The sequence below is a fragment of the Xanthomonas sp. NCPPB 2632 genome (genome assembly GCF_041228075.2).
In the GTDB taxonomy this organism is placed as follows: Bacteria; Pseudomonadota; Gammaproteobacteria; order Xanthomonadales; family Rhodanobacteraceae; genus Luteibacter.
In genome coordinates, this window is sequence record NZ_CM192979.1 from 2,983,402 (window position 1) to 3,000,340 (window position 16,939).

Sequence of the window (16,939 nt, forward strand, 5' to 3'; positions counted from 1 at the left end):
TCAGCCCTGCGCATCGGCGATGCGCGGCGTGTCGACCGCCGGGTAATCGTTGCTGGTCTCGAACTCGGCGTAGGGGTCGTTGCTCTCGCGCAGCCCGGACAGCGGCACGCGCTCGGCCACGCCCATCAGGCGGGCGCGCAGCATGCTCACCTCACGGATTTTCTCAGAAGCGGCGAAGGAGTATTCGTCGGTCATGTCGAAGGCCGCCACCACGTTTCCCTCCTCGCTACGCATGATCCAGGGGCGACGCGCGGTGATCAGCCCGGCGCGCTGCATCACCTTGTAGGTCTCCAGAAGGATACTGACGACCAGATCGGTGCGGCCGGGAAAGGGGCGATACCCGACGATGATGGAAGTAGCCAAGATTGAGTCCCCTGAATGCGTTGCGCGGCTTTTCAGGAGATTGTTTCGCGAGGCTCGTCAGCGTCAAGTGATCCGCTAGGCGTATCCGGCAGAGAGTGGCTTCACAACTCGCGGACGACCCGAAAACCCACGCGCGCGCTACGCAGGTCGGAGGTCGCCCCCTGGCGGTAAGCCGATCGCACCATGTCCGGCGCGCTGCCCCACGAACCACCGCGGATCACCCGCCGCCCGCAGCCCGGGTTGACCCAGGCCTCCGCGGAACGCGGTGCCCGGATATAGTTGTCGTGCCAGCAATCGGCCACCCACTCGGACACGTTGCCGCCCATGTCGTAAAGACCGAAGGCGTTCGGCGTGAAACTCATGACCGGGGCCGGGCCCCAGAAACCGTCCTTGTAGCCGTTGAACGCATTGCTCCAGCGGCGGCCCGAGCCCGAACGGTCGTTGCCGCCGGTCAGGTTCTCCACGCGGGAACCGGGCGAGCCGTCGCCCCACCAGTACCGTGTAGTGGTGCCGGCACGCAGGCCGTATTCGAATTCGGCTTCGCTGGCCAGGCGGTATTTCTTGCCCGTGCGTTGCGAGAGCCAGTCGGCGTAGGCCTTGGCGTCGTTCCAGGACACGTTGATGACCGGCAGGCGGTCCTGGCCGGGCTTGCCGGCGTAGTCGTCCTGCCAGTTCGCGTTGGAGTCGTCCCGCAGGCCGCCGCTCTGCTCGTCGTAGACACTGCCACCCTGCATCGATACCGACTGCGGCACGTAGCCCGTGGCGCGGACGAAGTCACGGAACTGCCCGATGGTGACCGCGCTGCGCGCCATGGCAAAGCCCTTGTCCACCTGCACCTCGTGCACGGGTGCCTCGTTGGCGTCGTGGCCGCGCTCACCGTCGGGGGAGCCCATCAGGAAGCGCCCCGTGGGTACCACCACCATGGCGGGGGCCTGACCGGTGGAGTCGACGAAGCGATCGGCGAAGACCTGGCCGGGTTTGTAGCTGGCGTACAGGCGGGCATTGGTCAGCCGCTCGTTGAAGTCGTCCAGACCGGCGAGGTCGGCGCTGGTCTGCTGCGCCTTGTCGGCAAGCTGCCGGGCAAGCTCGAGATTGCCGGCGTCGAGGGCTGAGCGGGCCTGGGCCAGCATCGCCGTGGCACTCTGCCGGCGCATGCCCTCGATACGACCACGCGTATCCTGCAGCGCCTGCGATTCCGGCTGGATGACCGCGGCGGCGGCCAGGGCCGTGTCCGCTGCCGCGAAGTCGTTCTGGGCCACCGCCGCCAGCGCCTTGTCCAGCACCGTGCGCTGCACCTGCGTGATGCCCTGCTCCGCCACCGCATTGCCCTCGTCCATCTGTAGCACCTGGCGATAGGTGTCCAGCGCGCTGTCGCCGTGCGGCAGGTCGGCCTTGCCTTCCTGCAACTGCGTCGCCGCCTTGCCCAGCAGCGGCCGCACTTTTTCCAGCACGCCCAGTTTCTGTTGCAGCGGCGCGACATCCGCGGCGCTGGCGGGCAACGCCTTCAGTGCCGCCAGCGATTCGCGCGCCGCATCGGCGTCGCCCAGCGCGATGTCCTGCTCGATCTCGGCGGCCATGCGCGCGCGAACCTCGTCCATGCCGGCCAGGGCACGCTGGCTGTCCGCCTTCTCCTTGAGCACGGCGCCGAAGAGCGCGGCCGCGCTGTCCCTGCCCCCCACCAGGCGATCGACCGCCAGGGCCTTGTCGCCGCGATCGAGCAAGGCCGTCAATTCGGGCGTATCCGGGCTCTTCTGCGCCGGCAACACCCGTTCCGGGGATTTTTCACGCCGCCGCGCCGCGATCACCGCCGTCGGCGCCAGCATGATCGGCGGCCCGGCATCGAGTTCGGAGACCACCGCCCCAGCCGCCGCTTGCGGACGCTGGTCGAAGCCCATCGTGGTCGGCTGGCCCCGCATGGGCGAACGCGGCGTGTTCTGCGTGGTCTGGACGTGCAGCACCTGCGGGAAGAAATGGTAGAACAGCGCAAAACCGAGCAAGGCCACGCCCAACGCGCCGCCCATGGCGCGCTGTCGTCGAACGGTCTCGGTGTTGGGCATGGTGGGCGGTTCCGTGCGAGCCTGCTATCGTGCGCTGCAACCATAGGGAATCGCGCCCGGCAGGGCAACACGATACGTCGCCGCGACTCCTGACCGACCCCAAGGATCTTGCATGACAACGAGCGACCTCGCTCACCCCGCCCCCTGGATCGACCATCGCGAGGGGCTCGATGCGTGGCTCGCTCCCATCGCACCCTCCGCCGTCGTGGGGCTCGATACCGAGTTCATGCGTCGCAACACCTTCTACCCGCAGCTGGCCTTGCTCCAGCTCGCGCACGAAGGCCGATACGCCCTTATCGACCCGCTGGCGGTGCCGCTGGACGACGCCCTGGCGCCGGTGTTCGCCGCGCAACCGGTCGTCACGGTGATGCACAGCGCCGGGGAAGACCTGGAAGCGATGGCCCCGTTCCTTCCGGACGGCCCGCACACCCTGTTCGACACGCAGATCGCCGCGGCCTTCGTCGGCATGGGCCTGGGCATCAGCTACCGCGCCCTGGTGGCGGAACTGGTCGGCGAAGAACTGGACAAGGGCGAAACGCGCAGCGACTGGCTGCAGCGTCCGCTCACCGAGTCGCAGAAGCTTTACGCCACGCTCGACGTCGTCCATCTGCACCCCGTCCACGCGATCCTCTCGGAACGCCTGGCCGAACGTGGCCGGGCCCACTGGCACGCGGAAGACTGCGCACGGATGAAGCGGCGCGCCAGCCAGCGCCATGGCGATGCCCAGCCCCAGCGTGGCTTCAAGGCGGCCAGCGAATGGGCGCCAGAACAGCAGGCCTTGCTGCGCCGGATCCTGCGCTGGCGGGAGGCCTCGGCACGTACGCTGGACAAACCCCGCTCCTGGCTGCTGGAAGACAACCACGCCCTCGATCTGGTCGCGTCGATACCGAAAACCCCCGCCGAGCTGGATGAACGCGTACGCGGTACCCGCGCCCTGCGCTCGGCACAGCGCCAGGAGCTGTTCGACCTGGTGCGCCAGCCGGTCACGGCGGACGAGGTGGAAAGCACCGCCGCCATCATCGGCCACCCGGTCGGTGACGCCAAACGCGCGATCAACGAGATGCGCAGCGCCATCGACACCCTGGCCACGCAGCTGGATGTCCCGCCGGGCCTGCTCTGCGCACGGCGCTCGATGGAAGAACTGGTGATGAGCGGTGGTGTGTGGCCCGAGGCCCTGGAGGGCTGGCGCCGCGAGGTGTTGCACGATCGTCTTTGCGCGCTGTTGCCGGATCGCGGCTAGGCATCCAACCAGGCATCGAACGATTCGTGGGTCGTAGTCGTTCGCCTTAGTGGCTGCACCGCGTTCGCCTGATGAAAACCGTCCTTTTCGGACGGTCAGGCATGTTCGGGGCTCCACCGTAGGGCTGTGCAGGACGCACCATGCGTACCGATCAGAACCGGGCTTGCGTCCTTGAAGATGTTTGCGCGCCCCGCATCGATTCAAGCTGATCGTTTTCCAGCCTCAACTTGCGGGCCTGCTGTTTTGCGAGTTCCGCGCGTGCACCGACCCAGCTGGCGCATTCCCAGATCAGGAACCCGCCGAAGACCATTGCGAGTGTCGCTACGCCGAGGATCGAATTCATTACACGTGCTCCGTTAGTCAATTATCTGGCTGCGGATGCATTGTCCCCAGCACGTGCGGCGCTAGCATCTGACAGGTGTCATCCATTGCTTGTGGCGCGACGGTAACTGATTCTTAGAGCTACATTAGCCTACCGAGCACGCGGCTTCATGAGCGAAAGAAATTGCCGATGGACGATTATCGCCGTTGCCATCGCGTTATATGCCACGAGTCTTTTCTTACCCGCTGTGACTTTCATCACCCACGTGCCTCCCGATCATGCCATCGGCCATGTCGTCACCTACCCTGGCTGGTACCTTGCCGGCTTCGGATGGATCGGTACGCTATTTCTCAAGCCAGCCGCCATGGGTTGGCTAGCGAACATCACCTTCATTGCGGCGATCTTTTGCCATGCCGAATCCCGGTATGAACGGTCGATGGTTCTAAGTGCTATTTCTATAGCCATCGCTGTCTTTTTTTTCTGGTTATCTCTGTCCCACCCCATGCCCGTGTTGTTCTCGGGCATCGACGACGTCATGAATCAACCAAAGGCACTTTTGGGCTTCTACTGCTGGGTTGTCTCGTTTGCTTTTTTTCTGTTCGGGTCGTGGATGACAAAGCGCAAACGTATGACGAATCGCATTTAAGCGGCTGGTGAGGTAGAGAGTGAACCGTGTCGGTCGCCCCCTTAAGTAAAAAACGTAAGGAGCAAGTCATGGATAGAACCTTCAAGACGCCACTGATCTGTGCCCTACTTATCGCTGCCGCGGAAAACACTGCACACGCATTCACACCGGCCTGCCTATCGACCCAACAGGCCGCCGCGCAAGACGCGATCTCACAGGCGTCTCATGGAGACAGCGCGGCCAGGCTTCGCTCGGCAGTCCTCTCGAGAAATGACGCCGCATTTGATTCCGCCTTGGGCGAACTCGTTGACCGGACTGATGAGACGTCGACCAACGCGCTCAAACAGGCATTAGCGGGCGCTGCCTGGATCGGCAACGCGCACGCGCTATCCGCCCTGCTCTCGGCCCGGGTAGATCCTGACGCAACCACGCCACTAACTGCTTCGCCGCCCATCGTGTTGGCGGCTCAATGCGGGCAGACCGAGGCTATGGCAGCACTCCTGACCAAGGGAGCGAACATTGCAGCCGGTTCCACTCCCGATCACGCCGACAACGTTCCACGAGGGGCATTGGAAGCCGCACTCGTCGGCGGCCAGCCGCACGCCGTGACATGGCTGCTCGATCACGGATATGACGTTTGCCAGGCGGGTGAGCGCGCGCGCATCAGCGTGCTTTTATCCCGCCGCTCCGACCTGATTGCGGCATGGCCAGCGTCACTAAAGGCGAGGCTGACATGCCAATGATCGACCCGAGCGTATTGGCTAGACTTATCGCGACATTTATGGATCTAATTTCTCAATTAGGCCAAAGTCGCGCCTTCGTCTAAGCTGGGTAGATCATGTCAAGCGTTGCCATCACCGATCTAACCGCGTCGAGGGACGTCGATAGCATCATGCGGTCCGTGGTGGCCTTAAGTGCCACGTCGGTGACAAAGGGCTGGGAAAATGCGAGGCACAGTCACCGTAAGGCACAGCTGATCTACTCCGTAAGAGGCATCCTCAACTGCGAAATCGAAGACGGCGTCTGGATCGTGCCGCCTCAGTGCGCCATATGGATACCAGGAGACTTGCCCCATGCGGCACGCGGGGCGGGTGACACGGAATGCTATTGCCTGTTCGTCGAGCCCGACGCCGCACCGGGTCTTCCCGAAACCTGTTGCACGATTTCAGTATCGCCATTGCTACGCGAGTTGCTCCTGAAGGTGGCCGGTTTTCCTGAGCGGTATGCGCTGGGTGGACGGGAGGACCGCCTGATTGCCGCGCTACTCGACGAGTTGGCAGCGGCACCGGTGGAAGACTTGCACCTACCCATGCCGCGAGACCCCCGATTGCGGCGCCTCGCCGAAATGATGCTGGCCGACCCCACGGATAAGACGTCGAAGGCCGAATGGGCTACCCGGATTGGCATGAGCGAGCGAAGCATGAGCCGCCTTCTGCTGCATGAAATTGGCATGAGCTTCGGGCGATGGCGTCGGCAGCTGCATGTGATCCTTGCGCTTCAACGTTTGACCAAGGGTGAAACGGTGCAGAAGGTAGCATTGGATCTGGGGTATGAAAATGCCAGTGGGTTCGTCACCATGTTCCGCAAGGCTGTGGGCAAGCCCCCGGCACGATACCTTTCGGACCGCACGAGCAGTGCCGAACGTACTCCCGGCATCATGCTCCCTGATGAAATCACCCCTTGATTGAACCAAGTTATCGGCAGAACACTATCGACTTCCCTCGACCGCGAGCTTCGTTTCTTTGCGAAGATGATGACACTTCGAACACGTCGTGGTTATCGTAAAAACCGACTCCTCATCGAAAACGAAACCGTTCTTCAATGCCAGCGACCGCAACCGCCCAAGCAACACCGGGTCTTCAAGGAAAACCAGTCGCGCGCCACAGTGGCACCGCAGCGTGTCGTACCGATTCAGCGCCGCCAGCTTGATTGTATAAAATGCCCGCCCACGTGCGCCTTCCGCGCGAATCAACAAGCCAGCAGTCCATAAATCATTCAGGGCTCGGTAGACCGATCCCGGCGTGAGGCTGTCGATTTTCCTGCTGAGAACGCGATAAATCTGGCTGGCATCGAGACAGCTCGGTGTTGCCTGCTCCAAGGCATTCAATACAGTTGAACGAACGATCGTCGCTTGCTGCCGAATGACGCAATCAAGTCAACGATCCGAGGCGAGTCATCACATGGCTCCATGTCCTTATTCCTATGCTATGCCTGACCTCAGTTGTTCGTCACAACGGGAGGCAGCCTGGCTCATTGGGCTCGGTTCAAACGCAAGGTGCAGCCCAAAGGCGCCTCTTCCCGTAAGAACAAAGTGCTCGGTCGGCCACATGCGATGGGCCGACATGGATAACCACAGTGGAGCGCAGCCTACTCACGCTGACCAGCTAAGCATTGCTGGATCCGGCCAGCATGTTTCGCAAGACGGCCAAAGCGAGGGAAACGATCGTGCGTTGGCCGAATCGAATAACAACTTGGCCTGATTTCGCCATCACTTCCCCTGTTCGCCATTGTTAAATAAGGCATCTAAATGCAAATGAGTATTATTAATGTACGACCGCAAAACGTCTGGGTGTCCCCGTAGATCAATCGACAGGCGCACGGAGGCCGTCGCCTATCCTCGACGGGATGCGCCATGCCGCGCCGCCAGCAGACTCCGGCGCCGCGCCGTGTTTGGCTCGGCCGTAGCGGCAGCCGTACTCATCGGTGCGCCGGGCGCGTTCGCCGCCGAGTCAGCTCAGACTCAAACCAAGACGGGGGGAGCGTCGCAGGAGGAAACGGCCCTGCCGGCGATCACCGTCACCGGACGCATAAAGCCGGCTACCACCGAAGGCACGGGCTCTTACACCACGGGCAAGACGACGGTGGCCACGAACCTTCCGCTGTCGCTTCAGGAAACGCCACAATCGGTGACGGTGGTCACGCGTCAGCGCATGGACGACCAGCAGCTGAATTCGGTTCAGGGCGTGCTGGACAACACCACGGGCGTCACGTCGGACCAGGCCGATAGCGAACGAACAAGCTTCTATTCCCGTGGTTTCCTGATAAACAACGTTCAATACGACGGCATACCGACCGTCATCGGCAGCCCCGTCAACGGGAGCGGTATCGGTGCCATCGACACCGCGTTTTACGATCGTGTCGAGGTCGTGCGCGGCGGATCCGGGTTGCTGACCGGCACCGGCAATCCGTCGGCGGCCATCAACCTGGTGCGCAAACGACCGACCCGTGACTTCTCGGCGTCTGCCTCGCTCGGCGCGGGAAGCTGGGATACGCAGCGGGGCGCGGCTGACGTATCGACTCCGTTGACCGAGGACGGCCGCGTTCGTGCGCGCGTGGTGGGAACCTACCAGGACGGAAACTCGTATATCGACGGCTATAAGCCGCATCGGAAAGCCTTCTACGGAGTCATCGAAGCCGACCTGACGCCAGACACGACGGTGAGCCTGGGCTATGACTATCAGGACATCACGCCGAAGGGCTCTACGTGGGGCGGTTTACCGCTATGGTTCAGTGACGGCACGCAGGCGCAATACTCTCGCTCAAAGAACTATGCGCAGAACTGGAGCCATTGGGACAACACCCTCAAGACGGCGTTTGCCAAGATCGAACACCGCTTCGGCAACGGCTGGAACCTCCGGGCCATCGCTAACCAATACAGCACGGCATACGATGCCGAGCTACTCGGCCTGGTCGGTCGCCCCGATCGTGCCACGGGACTGGGTTTCTATCCCTATGGGGCTTACCCGGTAGCGCTGTCGTCCAACGGTCGCAGCCGTCAAAACACGGTTGACCTTATGGCGGGTGGCCCCTTCGAACTGCTCGGTCGCCAGCATGACCTGGTAGTCGGGGCGACGAGTTCGCACCGCACGGCCAGCCAGGAAGACATCGCACCGTTCTATGCAGGTGTTGCGCCGGTCAACGTCTATGACTTGAGCACGTCCTACCCCCGCCCTGATTTCGATGCCATGGCTTCGATACCTACTCGCACCCGAATCAAGCAGAGCGGCGTCTATACCGCGGCCCGATTTTCCCTGGCCGAACCTCTGAAACTCATCATCGGTAGCCGCCTCAGCAACTACGACATCGAAGACCAGGTCGGTAGCTCTTCGTTGCACTACAAGAAGACCGGCGAGTTCACCCCGTATGCCGGCTTGATCTACGACATCGACACGACGTATTCGGCCTACGTCAGCTACACGGGCATCTTCAATCCGCAAACCGACTATCGGGACAGCAAGGGCAACGTGCTCACGCCGTCAAAGGGGAAAACCGAAGAAATCGGCCTCAAAGCCGCCTACATGGACGGTCGACTGAATGCGTCGGTGGCCTTGTTCGACACCAGGTTGGACAACGCGGCACAGATGATCGCCGGAACGTACACCCCCGGCGGCGCCCAGGCCTATCAAGGCGCGGATGGAACCAAGTCGCGCGGGATCGAACTGGACTTGCAGGGCGAACTGACGCATGGCTGGAACGTCTACGCGGGTATCGCCCACTTCACGGCCCAGGATGGCGACGGCGTCCGTCTGAATTCGCAAATACCGCGTACTACAGCCCAGGTCTTCACCACCTACCGAATGCCTGGAGAGTGGAACAAGTTGACGCTAGGCGGAGGCGTCAAATGGCAAAGCCGCTTCTACCAGACGCCCGACACCGGCACGAGTTCGTTGGGCGGAGAACAGAAGTCTTATGCCCTGGTATCGCTCATGGGGCGCTATGCCGTGTCGCAGAAGACAAACGTGACCGTCAACCTCAACAACGTGCTTGACAGGAAATACGCCTTGCAAAAGGGCGATTTCGACACCGTAAGTTACGGCGCGCCACGCAACGTCATGGTTACGTTCGACTACAGGTATTGATGTTCACGCACTCGAACGCTGCACCGATTGCACATTCGCAGACATACCACCATCGATCACAGAGAAAGCCGATATGCTCCTTCAGTCCCGCTTACGCACCGCTCAAGACCTGCCCATGGTCGATCAGAACAAGGTGACCTTGTTCTGGTTGACGACGGCCATGGGCGCCGTGCTTTTTGTAGCCTTCCAGTTGTTCTTCTACGTCAACGGCTTCGTGAGGGCGCATGGAGCGACGCCGGCGATCACGTTTGAGCCAGGCATCCTGTGGATGTTTTCCGCGTACTACGGTTGCTGGATCGTCACGGTGCTTCTCACGCTGATCGGAACCCGAACGGCTCAGCGGATAGCCCTGGTCCTCGGTAGCCTGCTTGTTGTCCTGAATACCCTTGGCGGTATCTCCGACGGGTTGCGCGACGGCTGGTACGTTGGATTCTCGGCAGTGCTCTTCATCACGCTGCCCGGCGTTTTCGCCGTGGTAGCCACCTGGCTTCGCATGAAAAGCAAAGGAACCGGCCATGTCGATCGATAGCTCCAACTTCCCTTTGGTCTGGATGAAGCTCACGGACGAGGCGGGACACGACCACGAGAAGGACTTCACCGAATTCGAGGCCAATTTGCAGCGTGGAGAGCCCTTCGTGCTCTTGACCGATTCCACACCGGCCGAAGACCATGAGCACTCGCCGGAAGAAAAGAAACGCACCGCACTCTGGATGAAAAAGAACAAGGTCGAATTGCGAAGGCTCGTCCTGGCAATGATCCTGATCGAAGCCAACCCGGCGAAGCGCCTGGGTTTCAAGGCCTTTTCGGTCGTCTTTGCCAAGTTCTGGGGCTACCCTCTACTGCTTGCTGCTTCACACGAGCAGGCGATGGACATGGCGAGAGAACTGCTTCCAAAGAGCGGAAAGCCATCTCAATGATGGATCCTGCTGGCGTCCGTGCTCCCATGAAATCCTGGTGCTGCGGACCGAGGAACTGACCGGCGTGTCCCTGTACGGGGCACTGGGTCGCTGCCGTGTTCGGCTGCGTTGGGCATTTTGAGCCTCCCACGCCCTTTCAAATCGACTGTTGGCAGTCACGGAGATGGCTGATATCATTCGCCGGACGTGGGGCGGTAGCTCAGCCGGGAGAGCGTCGCGTTCGCAAGGTGATCATCGATCTCCCTTCCCTGCGGGCCACCATGCCTAATAAGCCTCGAAACCCTTGGTTTTCGGGGCTTTTTTGTGTCCGTGGAATGAGCCGACCTCAGCCGATCTGGGGGCAATAGGAACCAAATCAGCGCTACACTGCCCCCGAAGTGTCTCCCACATTTTTGTCAGGGTGAGGGGTCTGTATGGATGCGCACCAGTCGGCACGTGATGAAACCTATCGCCGGTTTCTGGCCCTCTTGGACCAGACGTTTCCCGGCCGACTGACGATCAACCTCCAAGATGCAGCCCGGTTTCTGACCGAGCACGTAGGAGTGCCGACGAGCACAGAGATGGCCCGGGTTTACGCCAAAAGTGGCCGACTCATCCCCGGGCTTCGCAAAAGCCCAGCTGCCACCTGGCTCTTCCCCCTCCCTGCTTTGGCAGCCGGTCTCGCCGATGGCTTTCTCGGCACCACCGAGCCGATTCCAGAATCCATTCGTCTAACAGCCCTTGCCAAGCGCGACGCCGCAGCGAAGGTGGCCCCACGGCGCGGTGGCCGTCCCAGGCGAAGCGCCTTGGGATTCGTGGCAATGGAGGGGTGGGTCATTGATGCTGAAGGAGAGCAAGAGCGGAGCTGGTGCTGGAACATGACCAACTTGACGCCAGAATTCTTGATCAGCTACGACCCGGAATCGGTAGCAACCGCCAAGAACCGGCTGGCACGAACCCGGTCCCAATACGCCTGGGAGGCACTCGCAGAGTTCGTTGACTTGCTGGACCGAACGACCCGAGCCCAGCAGCGTCTTGCCGATCTCGCCGAGCGCCCGAGTCGTCCAGGTGCGGGGCGTCGACACGTCTGAGCATTCCAGCACTGCAACTTGTCCAGGTCGTCATCGGGACAACCGCAACGCTGTTGCGCGATCATGACCCCCGCTCGCGTCGAGGATTACCAAGGACTCGATCTGCAAAGTCTCCCAAGTCCATACACATCCCACTGTCTGCACTCCAGCGTTTCTTCGGGATCGTGGCCTTCACCGCCGTCAGCGCTTTAGTCCATTGTCGGATATCGCCCGGCTTCAGGCTATCGTCCAACGTGTCAGCCGATACCAAGACCAAACTTCTGTGACGAAATAGTTTGCCTGGTGAATAACAAACTTTGGGCTTGTCCCATTGAAAGTCTTCGCCGTTGTAATCGGTGAAGCAAATCAGCTTGGCATTCTTGGGAATGGCTGGCCATTCCTGCCATCCCAGAGCCTGATGGCCAGTCTTCTCCTTATAGTCTTTGGCGTCAGCATCGCCTTCGCTGTCCCAAGGGATTGTCGTCACGACGACAAACAGATCACGATTTCGATAGTTGTTTGGATCATCAAGGGCTGCGGCCAGAATGTCCTTGGCTTTGTTGACACCCTTCGGCCGGATCTTCTGTCTCTCCTTCCATTTAAGCTCCGCCTGAGTCAAATCGCGCGACTTAATCGGTTGACCTGCAGACCATTTATTCTTAAACCACCGCTTGGTGTCCTGCACTACAGAAGCGTCGGTGGTGCGCACCGCCAACTCATGCCAAGAAGTGCTTTGTGAACCCTCAGATCCCAAGCCATTGGCCGACGCGTTGGTGCTGCCAATCACCACACCCTCTTTTGCGATGTAGGCCTTCGCATGCAGGCGCGTGAACTGTTTCACTTCAACATGGGGCAGGTCTATCAAGCGACGCACCTCTGCAGGATTTGTCCCTCCGGATCGGAGTTCCAGCAACACCCGGATGGGCCTTGGCTTTTCAAGCCCCAGTTCTTTGACGGCGCCCTTTCCCCAGAACGCGACGGCCAGGTCGAGCGGGCCCGAAGAGTTCTTGACCCATTTCGCCAGGTCCTGTTGTCGACTCCCCGTAAACTTACTCCAGACATAAACCGAGGTCTCCGGGCAAAATATCCCCAAGGAGACCCACGATGCGCAAGAGCAAATTCACCGAGAGCCAGATCGTTGCGACGCTGAAGCAGGTCGAAGGCGGCAGGCAGGTCAAGGACATGTGCCGGGATCTCGGCATTTCCGAGGCGACCTACTACACCTGGAAATCGAAGTACGGTGGCATGGAGGCGTCGGACGTTCATCGCCTGCGTGACCTGGAAGCGGAGCACAACAAGCTCAAGCGCATGTATGCGGATCTGGCGATGGAGAACCACGGGCTTAAGGATCTCATCGCAAAAAAGCTGTAGACCCGGCGCATATGCGCCCGCTCATCACCTGGCTGGTCGAGCAGCACGGATGGAGCGAGCGCCGGGCCTGTGAGGCACTAGGCTTCTCGCGATCTACGCTGCGCTACAAGGCTCGCCCTGATCGCGACGAGCCCGTCATCGGGCTATTAGCGGAGCTGGCTGAGCGATTCCCCGAGCGCGGCTTCGACAAGCTATTTCAGATCATCCGCCGGCGCGGTCTGCCGTGGAACCACAAGAGGGTGTGGCGCGTGTATTGCCAAATGCAGTTGAATCGCCGCCGACGCGGCAAGAAGCGTGTCCCGACGCGTCACCCGCTACCACTGGTGGCCGGCGAGGCGATCAACGGAAGCTGGTCCATCGACTTCATGTCCGACGCGCTGTGGGACGGCCGCCGCTTCCGCACCTTTAATGTCATTGATGACTTCAGTCGCGAGGCACTCGCCGTGGAAATCGATTTGAATTTGCCTGCGTCGCGTGTGATTCGCACGCTCGAGCGTGTCGCTGCATGGCGCGGATATCCATCAAAGCTTCGTCTGGACAACGGCCCGGAATTTGTCGCCCTGGCGCTCGCGGAATGGGCAGAACGCAAAGGCATCAAGCTCGACTTCATCGAGCCGGGAAGGCCGATGCAGAACGGCTTCATCGAGCGCTTCAACGGCAGCTTCCGGCGTGGTGTCCTCGACATGCACGTGTTTCGGAACCTGACCGAAGTACGCGAGCAGGCAGAGCTTTGGCTAGCCGACTACAACCGCGAGATACCGCACGACAGCTTAGGCGGGCTGACGCCCGCAGAATTCAGGCAGCAAAATGATCCGGCGACCTTGGGTTATGGTTGGCACTAACTAACGGGGGGTCGACAATTCCACGCCGATGAATTTGAGGCGGACCAGCAATAACCGCATCCAGCGCCGACATGAGCCAAAAGGAGCTGCCATTTTCGCCTTCAAGACCGAAAGCGATAGTCACTGCTTCTTTGTTAAGGGATCTCTCTTCATCAAAAGACCACGAGGGAAGGTTCGACATTAATCCACCGTCGATGAAGACTTTCTTAACAGCGATGTCTTCCCCTTTTCTTTTGCAAAGAAAGGACCATCGCTCGAACACAAACGGAATGCATATCGAAGCACACACGGCATCAACCACAGCAACATCAGGAGTCGTTTCGTAACTAAACAACTCCAACTTGCTGTCGGTGGTATTCGTTGCTACCAATTTTAAAGGAAGCGCACCGGCACCCTTCATTTGTCTGAACGTAACATCGCTTGTATCAACGAGCAATTTCTTGCAGATGGCCTCATCGAAGACTCTGCGAACATTTGAAAGAGAACATAAACCCTTATAAGCCCGAAATAAGAACGCAGCTAGATAACCACTTACGCACGCAACAATGACCAGAAAGACAAGAGGAAAAATCGCTGCAAAAATAATCATGAATAAAATTGCGACGACCGCGCTCCCCTTAGCAAAGAAACTAAGATAGCCCTTTTCGGATCTCCACAACCTGAAGTATCTAGCTAGCCGATTTTTCCATTTTATTATCGACTTGATTGATTTCCAGCCCCTTTCTGAAAATAATTTAGTCGGGTCGGCGTAATTTCCATCACAAAGGTCTTTTAGAATGTGGTCACCAGAGTCACAGTCGAATATCTCTTTGGCTGAGTAGCCGGCGGAAACAAGTGCAGCAATCAGCGCACCGGCCGACGTTCCGGCAACGCCTCCGATTTCCAGATTAAGTTCATTGACCGCAGCGAGGCTACCAATATGTGAGACGCCTTTCGCCCCGCCGCCCTGAAATGCCAAGTAAGATAAGATCCTTTCCTCTTTCACTGCCCCTCCCTACCTGGAATATGTCTGATCGCACTGGTGAAATTGATTATTTGGCCGACCAATTATTTGTAAACGCTTTAATTTTCTGGCGCCGACGGTTTTTGCGCAATATTTAAATGTTGAGCCTCCTTCGCACGACGTGGCTCCATAGCCTGTGCCCACTGTGCGCTGCTCTGAGCGATCGAGGTTATCGCCGCGTCCGTCGGCACGCTCGTCCTCAGGCCAAACAGGTGGTCGGTCCATCCGGGCAGAGTATCGACGACCCAAAGCCGCTGGCCGTCCGTGCTCAATGCGACCTAATCGATACGCTGAAGACCGTCGGCCCGTGCATTAACCACCAGCATCCTGGCGAGATTGCCCCCGTGGACATCCTGGACGGGGTCCGTCTGCGCAAATTCAGGCCCAGGGCATTGCCCATCGCCTCGTAGTTGTCGTGGCCGGTCAGCTGGATGTAGCCGCGGCCGCGGTAGGTGTAGCCCTCCCCTGGCGCATTGCCCATCTTCCCGCCATACATCAGCTCCGCAAGCGGCTTGGGATCGCCGTCCAACGCTGCCTGGTGAGCGGACTCGCCATCGGGGCTGTTTCTCGCGGAGGCGACCGGCACATCCTTTAGTCCGCCGGGGTAGCGAAAACTCTCCTCCATGCGGGTCAATCCACCCGACTCATGGCTCACCTGCCCCATCAGGTTGGCCAGCTCCTTCGGCGAAGTAATACCGGAGGCATAGGCGGCGGCAAGGAAGTCGGCTTCGCGCTGAGTGGTCATGGGTCCGTCCTTTGTGGCATGAAACTTAGAGGGCGTCGGGCACGAACTTCGCCAGGCATTGATGCTTGGCGCGCTTGCTCGGGGGAACGGGCACCGCCGCGGTCACATGGTAGGGCTTGCCCGTTTTTTGATCCTCGGGGTCCACGAAAGCGCCCGCATGGTAGCCGGTGTCGCACTGGTCGTATTTGTCACAGACCGCCAGTTTCGTGCAGATGACGGTGCCGTCTCGCTCGTAAACGTAATACGTGGCTTCCGAATACGGCGGACGCGGATAGGCCTCAGTGTGGATGGTCACGGCCGGCGGTTCGGCCGCGCAAGCCGAGCCGGACAACGCCAGACCGATCAGGAAGAGCCAAGCGGTCCCGTGGGGGCGTGAGGGCATGACATGGTCCTTGAGTGGAAAATCCAACGGTCCGATGGTGCCCCATGCTCGGGCCGCCGCCAAGTCGGCACGACATGCCACATCGGAGACAAAGTATCCGCACCCACAGGCGATGCGTGCTTCGGTCGCAGCGCCAGCCCGCACGGCCGGCAGCCTTAGCCTTCTCAAGATCGCTCGGGCGCCACGGAAACATGCCGGGGTGGCGGAGGGATCCTCGCGCCAGCGAAGCATGGAAAACGCCCCACCATACGTGTCCCAGCCATGTTGGCTCAGGCGGTTTTCCAAGCGATGGAAGATACCCTCGCGTAGATTGACACCTGGGCGAACTCCCCTAACGTGGGGCATGCCACATCGCCGGTATCCATCCTCCGCGTCTCCAGTCACCGGCCGGTTGGTTGCCTCGCGCGGTCTCGCCCGGCCGAAACCACCGCCCTCGATCGACCAATGGTTTGATAAAACTTTTGCGGCGATCGTTGCGGTCTTCCTGCTTTCGCTGCTGGGGCACGTCGTCGGGCTCTACTAGGATGCGCCGAACTCGTGAGCCGCGTAGATGAGCATTCCGAGTCCGTTGAATGCGAGCGCCGCTCGGATCAGCCCATCCGCTAGCGGACTGGGCGAGGATCGCCATACGCGTCGGCGAACCAGGGGAACGAGGGCGCTGGCGAGGACGCCCATCAGAGCCACCCCCACCACCGCTTTACTGGCGTTGTGAACCAGGTAGGCCGCATATCCGGCGAGCAACAGCAGCACCGAAAAGAAAAAGTTACGGAACTCTGCGGTCCGCATGGGTCGATCGGGGACGACCAGTTGTGCGACGAGCGTTCGTCCGGCAAGCAACGCCGCCAGGCAGGGTGCCGCAAACGTAGCGTAGTTACAGGCATCATCAAACGATTGCGCTACCCAGAACGCCACGAAAGTCCACGTTAACTGACAGGCCACCGCAATCAAGAAGCCGAGGATCAGACTGCGCTTACCAAACTCTGTCCGCTGCTGTGCTTTCCAAATGAGCCAACGTCGCCGTGGTTGCCGCTTCATCGTCCAGGCGGTGACACCGTAGGCGGCTGAGAACAGGGCGGCTCCAACGATCTGAAGCGCCACGACAAACTGTTGAACCTTGTCCACCATGGGGAAGTCTCGTCGGCTGCAATCCCGGGATGGGGGGTG

The 16,939-nt window shown here is 60.4% G+C and carries 18 protein-coding genes; 9 read left to right on the forward strand and 9 right to left on the reverse strand.

What is annotated here, in order from left to right:
• Both AB8808_RS12585 and AB8808_RS12590 read right to left on the reverse strand, forming a co-directional pair.
• On the reverse strand, nt 1–363 hold the full coding sequence (locus tag AB8808_RS12585; RefSeq protein ID WP_285401514.1) for a hypothetical protein: 363 nt from the start codon (nt 361–363) through the stop codon (nt 1–3).
• 101 nt (nt 364–464) lie between these two features.
• Complete coding sequence (locus tag AB8808_RS12590; RefSeq protein ID WP_285401512.1) at nt 465–2,420, reverse strand: formylglycine-generating enzyme family protein; 1,956 nt, start codon at nt 2,418–2,420, stop codon at nt 465–467.
• Nucleotides 2,421–2,532: 112 nt separating this feature from the next.
• Here AB8808_RS12590 and rnd point away from each other — a divergent pair, with 112 nt between their 5' ends.
• Nucleotides 2,533–3,660, forward strand: coding sequence for a ribonuclease D (rnd, locus tag AB8808_RS12595; protein ID WP_369929845.1), 1,128 nt, complete (start codon nt 2,533–2,535; stop codon nt 3,658–3,660).
• A 151-nt stretch (nt 3,661–3,811) separates the two neighbouring features.
• Here rnd and AB8808_RS12600 read toward each other — a convergent pair whose 3' ends face one another.
• Entirely contained in the window at nt 3,812–4,003 is a 192-nt protein-coding gene (locus tag AB8808_RS12600) for a hypothetical protein (RefSeq protein WP_369929847.1), read from the reverse strand.
• Nucleotides 4,004–4,151: 148 nt separating this feature from the next.
• Here AB8808_RS12600 and AB8808_RS12605 point away from each other — a divergent pair, with 148 nt between their 5' ends.
• From AB8808_RS12605 to AB8808_RS12615, 3 genes are all read left to right on the forward strand, one after another.
• Nucleotides 4,152–4,628 (forward strand): hypothetical protein, encoded by a 477-nt coding sequence (locus tag AB8808_RS12605; RefSeq protein ID WP_354512685.1) that lies wholly within the window; start codon nt 4,152–4,154, stop codon nt 4,626–4,628.
• Between the two features lie 68 nt (nt 4,629–4,696).
• On the forward strand, nt 4,697–5,350 hold the full coding sequence (locus AB8808_RS12610; RefSeq protein ID WP_369929849.1) for an ankyrin repeat domain-containing protein: 654 nt from the start codon (nt 4,697–4,699) through the stop codon (nt 5,348–5,350).
• Nucleotides 5,351–5,445: 95 nt separating this feature from the next.
• The gene (locus AB8808_RS12615; protein WP_369929851.1) at nt 5,446–6,291 is read left to right on the forward strand and encodes an AraC family transcriptional regulator; all 846 of its coding nucleotides are present in this window, start codon (nt 5,446–5,448) and stop codon (nt 6,289–6,291) included.
• 24 nt (nt 6,292–6,315) lie between these two features.
• On the opposite strand, the gene AB8808_RS12620 is transcribed toward AB8808_RS12615, so the two are convergent.
• Entirely contained in the window at nt 6,316–6,714 is a 399-nt protein-coding gene (locus AB8808_RS12620) for a transcriptional repressor (protein ID WP_506193218.1), read from the reverse strand.
• A gap of 559 nt (nt 6,715–7,273) precedes the next feature.
• On the opposite strand from AB8808_RS12620, the gene AB8808_RS12625 reads away from it, so the two are divergent.
• From AB8808_RS12625 to AB8808_RS12640, 4 genes are all read left to right on the forward strand, one after another.
• Nucleotides 7,274–9,466, forward strand: coding sequence for a TonB-dependent siderophore receptor (locus AB8808_RS12625; RefSeq protein ID WP_369929853.1), 2,193 nt, complete (start codon nt 7,274–7,276; stop codon nt 9,464–9,466).
• 115 nt (nt 9,467–9,581) lie between these two features.
• Complete coding sequence (locus AB8808_RS12630; RefSeq protein WP_369929855.1) at nt 9,582–9,995, forward strand: hypothetical protein; 414 nt, start codon at nt 9,582–9,584, stop codon at nt 9,993–9,995.
• Nucleotides 9,982–10,383: a hypothetical protein gene (locus tag AB8808_RS12635; RefSeq protein WP_369929858.1), complete on the forward strand. Its 402-nt coding sequence runs from the start codon at nt 9,982–9,984 to the stop codon at nt 10,381–10,383. The genes AB8808_RS12630 and AB8808_RS12635 overlap by 14 nt, the downstream gene beginning before the upstream one ends.
• 413 nt (nt 10,384–10,796) lie before the next feature.
• Entirely contained in the window at nt 10,797–11,453 is a 657-nt protein-coding gene (locus AB8808_RS12640; protein WP_369929860.1) for a hypothetical protein, read from the forward strand.
• Between the two features lie 61 nt (nt 11,454–11,514).
• Here AB8808_RS12640 and AB8808_RS12645 read toward each other — a convergent pair whose 3' ends face one another.
• Nucleotides 11,515–12,348, reverse strand: a complete 834-nt coding sequence (locus AB8808_RS12645) for a phospholipase D-like domain-containing protein (RefSeq protein WP_369929862.1) — start codon at nt 12,346–12,348, stop codon at nt 11,515–11,517.
• Between the two features lie 188 nt (nt 12,349–12,536).
• Between AB8808_RS12645 and AB8808_RS12650 the strand changes: the two genes are divergently transcribed.
• Nucleotides 12,537–13,645 (forward strand): IS3 family transposase gene (locus tag AB8808_RS12650; RefSeq protein WP_369928456.1). Its coding sequence is split into 2 segments (ribosomal slippage): nt 12,537–12,798 and nt 12,798–13,645, totalling 1,110 coding nucleotides; the frame shifts between segments, so codons are not numbered across the junction.
• Here AB8808_RS12650 and AB8808_RS12655 read toward each other — a convergent pair.
• The 4 genes from AB8808_RS12655 to AB8808_RS12670 form a co-directional block, all read right to left on the reverse strand.
• The gene (locus AB8808_RS12655; protein WP_369929865.1) at nt 13,599–14,630 is read right to left on the reverse strand and encodes a patatin-like phospholipase family protein; all 1,032 of its coding nucleotides are present in this window, start codon (nt 14,628–14,630) and stop codon (nt 13,599–13,601) included. The two genes, AB8808_RS12650 and AB8808_RS12655, sit on opposite strands and share 47 nt — an antisense overlap.
• Nucleotides 14,631–14,916: 286 nt before the next feature.
• Nucleotides 14,917–15,393, reverse strand: coding sequence for a hypothetical protein (locus AB8808_RS12660; RefSeq protein WP_369929867.1), 477 nt, complete (start codon nt 15,391–15,393; stop codon nt 14,917–14,919).
• Nucleotides 15,394–15,418: 25 nt separating this feature from the next.
• Nucleotides 15,419–15,775 carry a hypothetical protein gene (locus AB8808_RS12665; RefSeq protein WP_369929869.1) on the reverse strand — a complete coding sequence of 119 codons (357 nt, stop codon included), beginning with the start codon at nt 15,773–15,775 and terminating at the stop codon, nt 15,419–15,421.
• A gap of 519 nt (nt 15,776–16,294) precedes the next feature.
• Entirely contained in the window at nt 16,295–16,900 is a 606-nt protein-coding gene (locus tag AB8808_RS12670) for a hypothetical protein (protein ID WP_369929871.1), read from the reverse strand.
• Nucleotides 16,901–16,939: the final 39 nt, after the last annotated feature.

Excerpts from the sequence above, each read along its gene's own strand:
- AB8808_RS12590 (WP_285401512.1), bottom strand. The coding sequence starts at position 2,420 with ATGCCCAACACCGAGACCGTTCGACGACAGCGCGCCATGGGCGGCGCG.
- AB8808_RS12605 (WP_354512685.1), top strand. The coding sequence starts at position 4,152 with ATGAGCGAAAGAAATTGCCGATGGACGATTATCGCCGTTGCCATCGCG.
- rnd (WP_369929845.1), top strand. The coding sequence starts at position 2,533 with ATGACAACGAGCGACCTCGCTCACCCCGCCCCCTGGATCGACCATCGC.
- AB8808_RS12635 (WP_369929858.1), top strand. The coding sequence starts at position 9,982 with ATGTCGATCGATAGCTCCAACTTCCCTTTGGTCTGGATGAAGCTCACG.
- AB8808_RS12660 (WP_369929867.1), bottom strand. The coding sequence starts at position 15,393 with ATGACCACTCAGCGCGAAGCCGACTTCCTTGCCGCCGCCTATGCCTCC.
- AB8808_RS12615 (WP_369929851.1), top strand. The coding sequence starts at position 5,446 with ATGTCAAGCGTTGCCATCACCGATCTAACCGCGTCGAGGGACGTCGAT.
- AB8808_RS12640 (WP_369929860.1), top strand. The coding sequence starts at position 10,797 with ATGGATGCGCACCAGTCGGCACGTGATGAAACCTATCGCCGGTTTCTG.
- AB8808_RS12630 (WP_369929855.1), top strand. The coding sequence starts at position 9,582 with ATGGTCGATCAGAACAAGGTGACCTTGTTCTGGTTGACGACGGCCATG.
- AB8808_RS12600 (WP_369929847.1), bottom strand. The coding sequence starts at position 4,003 with ATGAATTCGATCCTCGGCGTAGCGACACTCGCAATGGTCTTCGGCGGG.
- AB8808_RS12610 (WP_369929849.1), top strand. The coding sequence starts at position 4,697 with ATGGATAGAACCTTCAAGACGCCACTGATCTGTGCCCTACTTATCGCT.
- AB8808_RS12670 (WP_369929871.1), bottom strand. The coding sequence starts at position 16,900 with ATGGTGGACAAGGTTCAACAGTTTGTCGTGGCGCTTCAGATCGTTGGA.
- AB8808_RS12665 (WP_369929869.1), bottom strand. The coding sequence starts at position 15,775 with ATGCCCTCACGCCCCCACGGGACCGCTTGGCTCTTCCTGATCGGTCTG.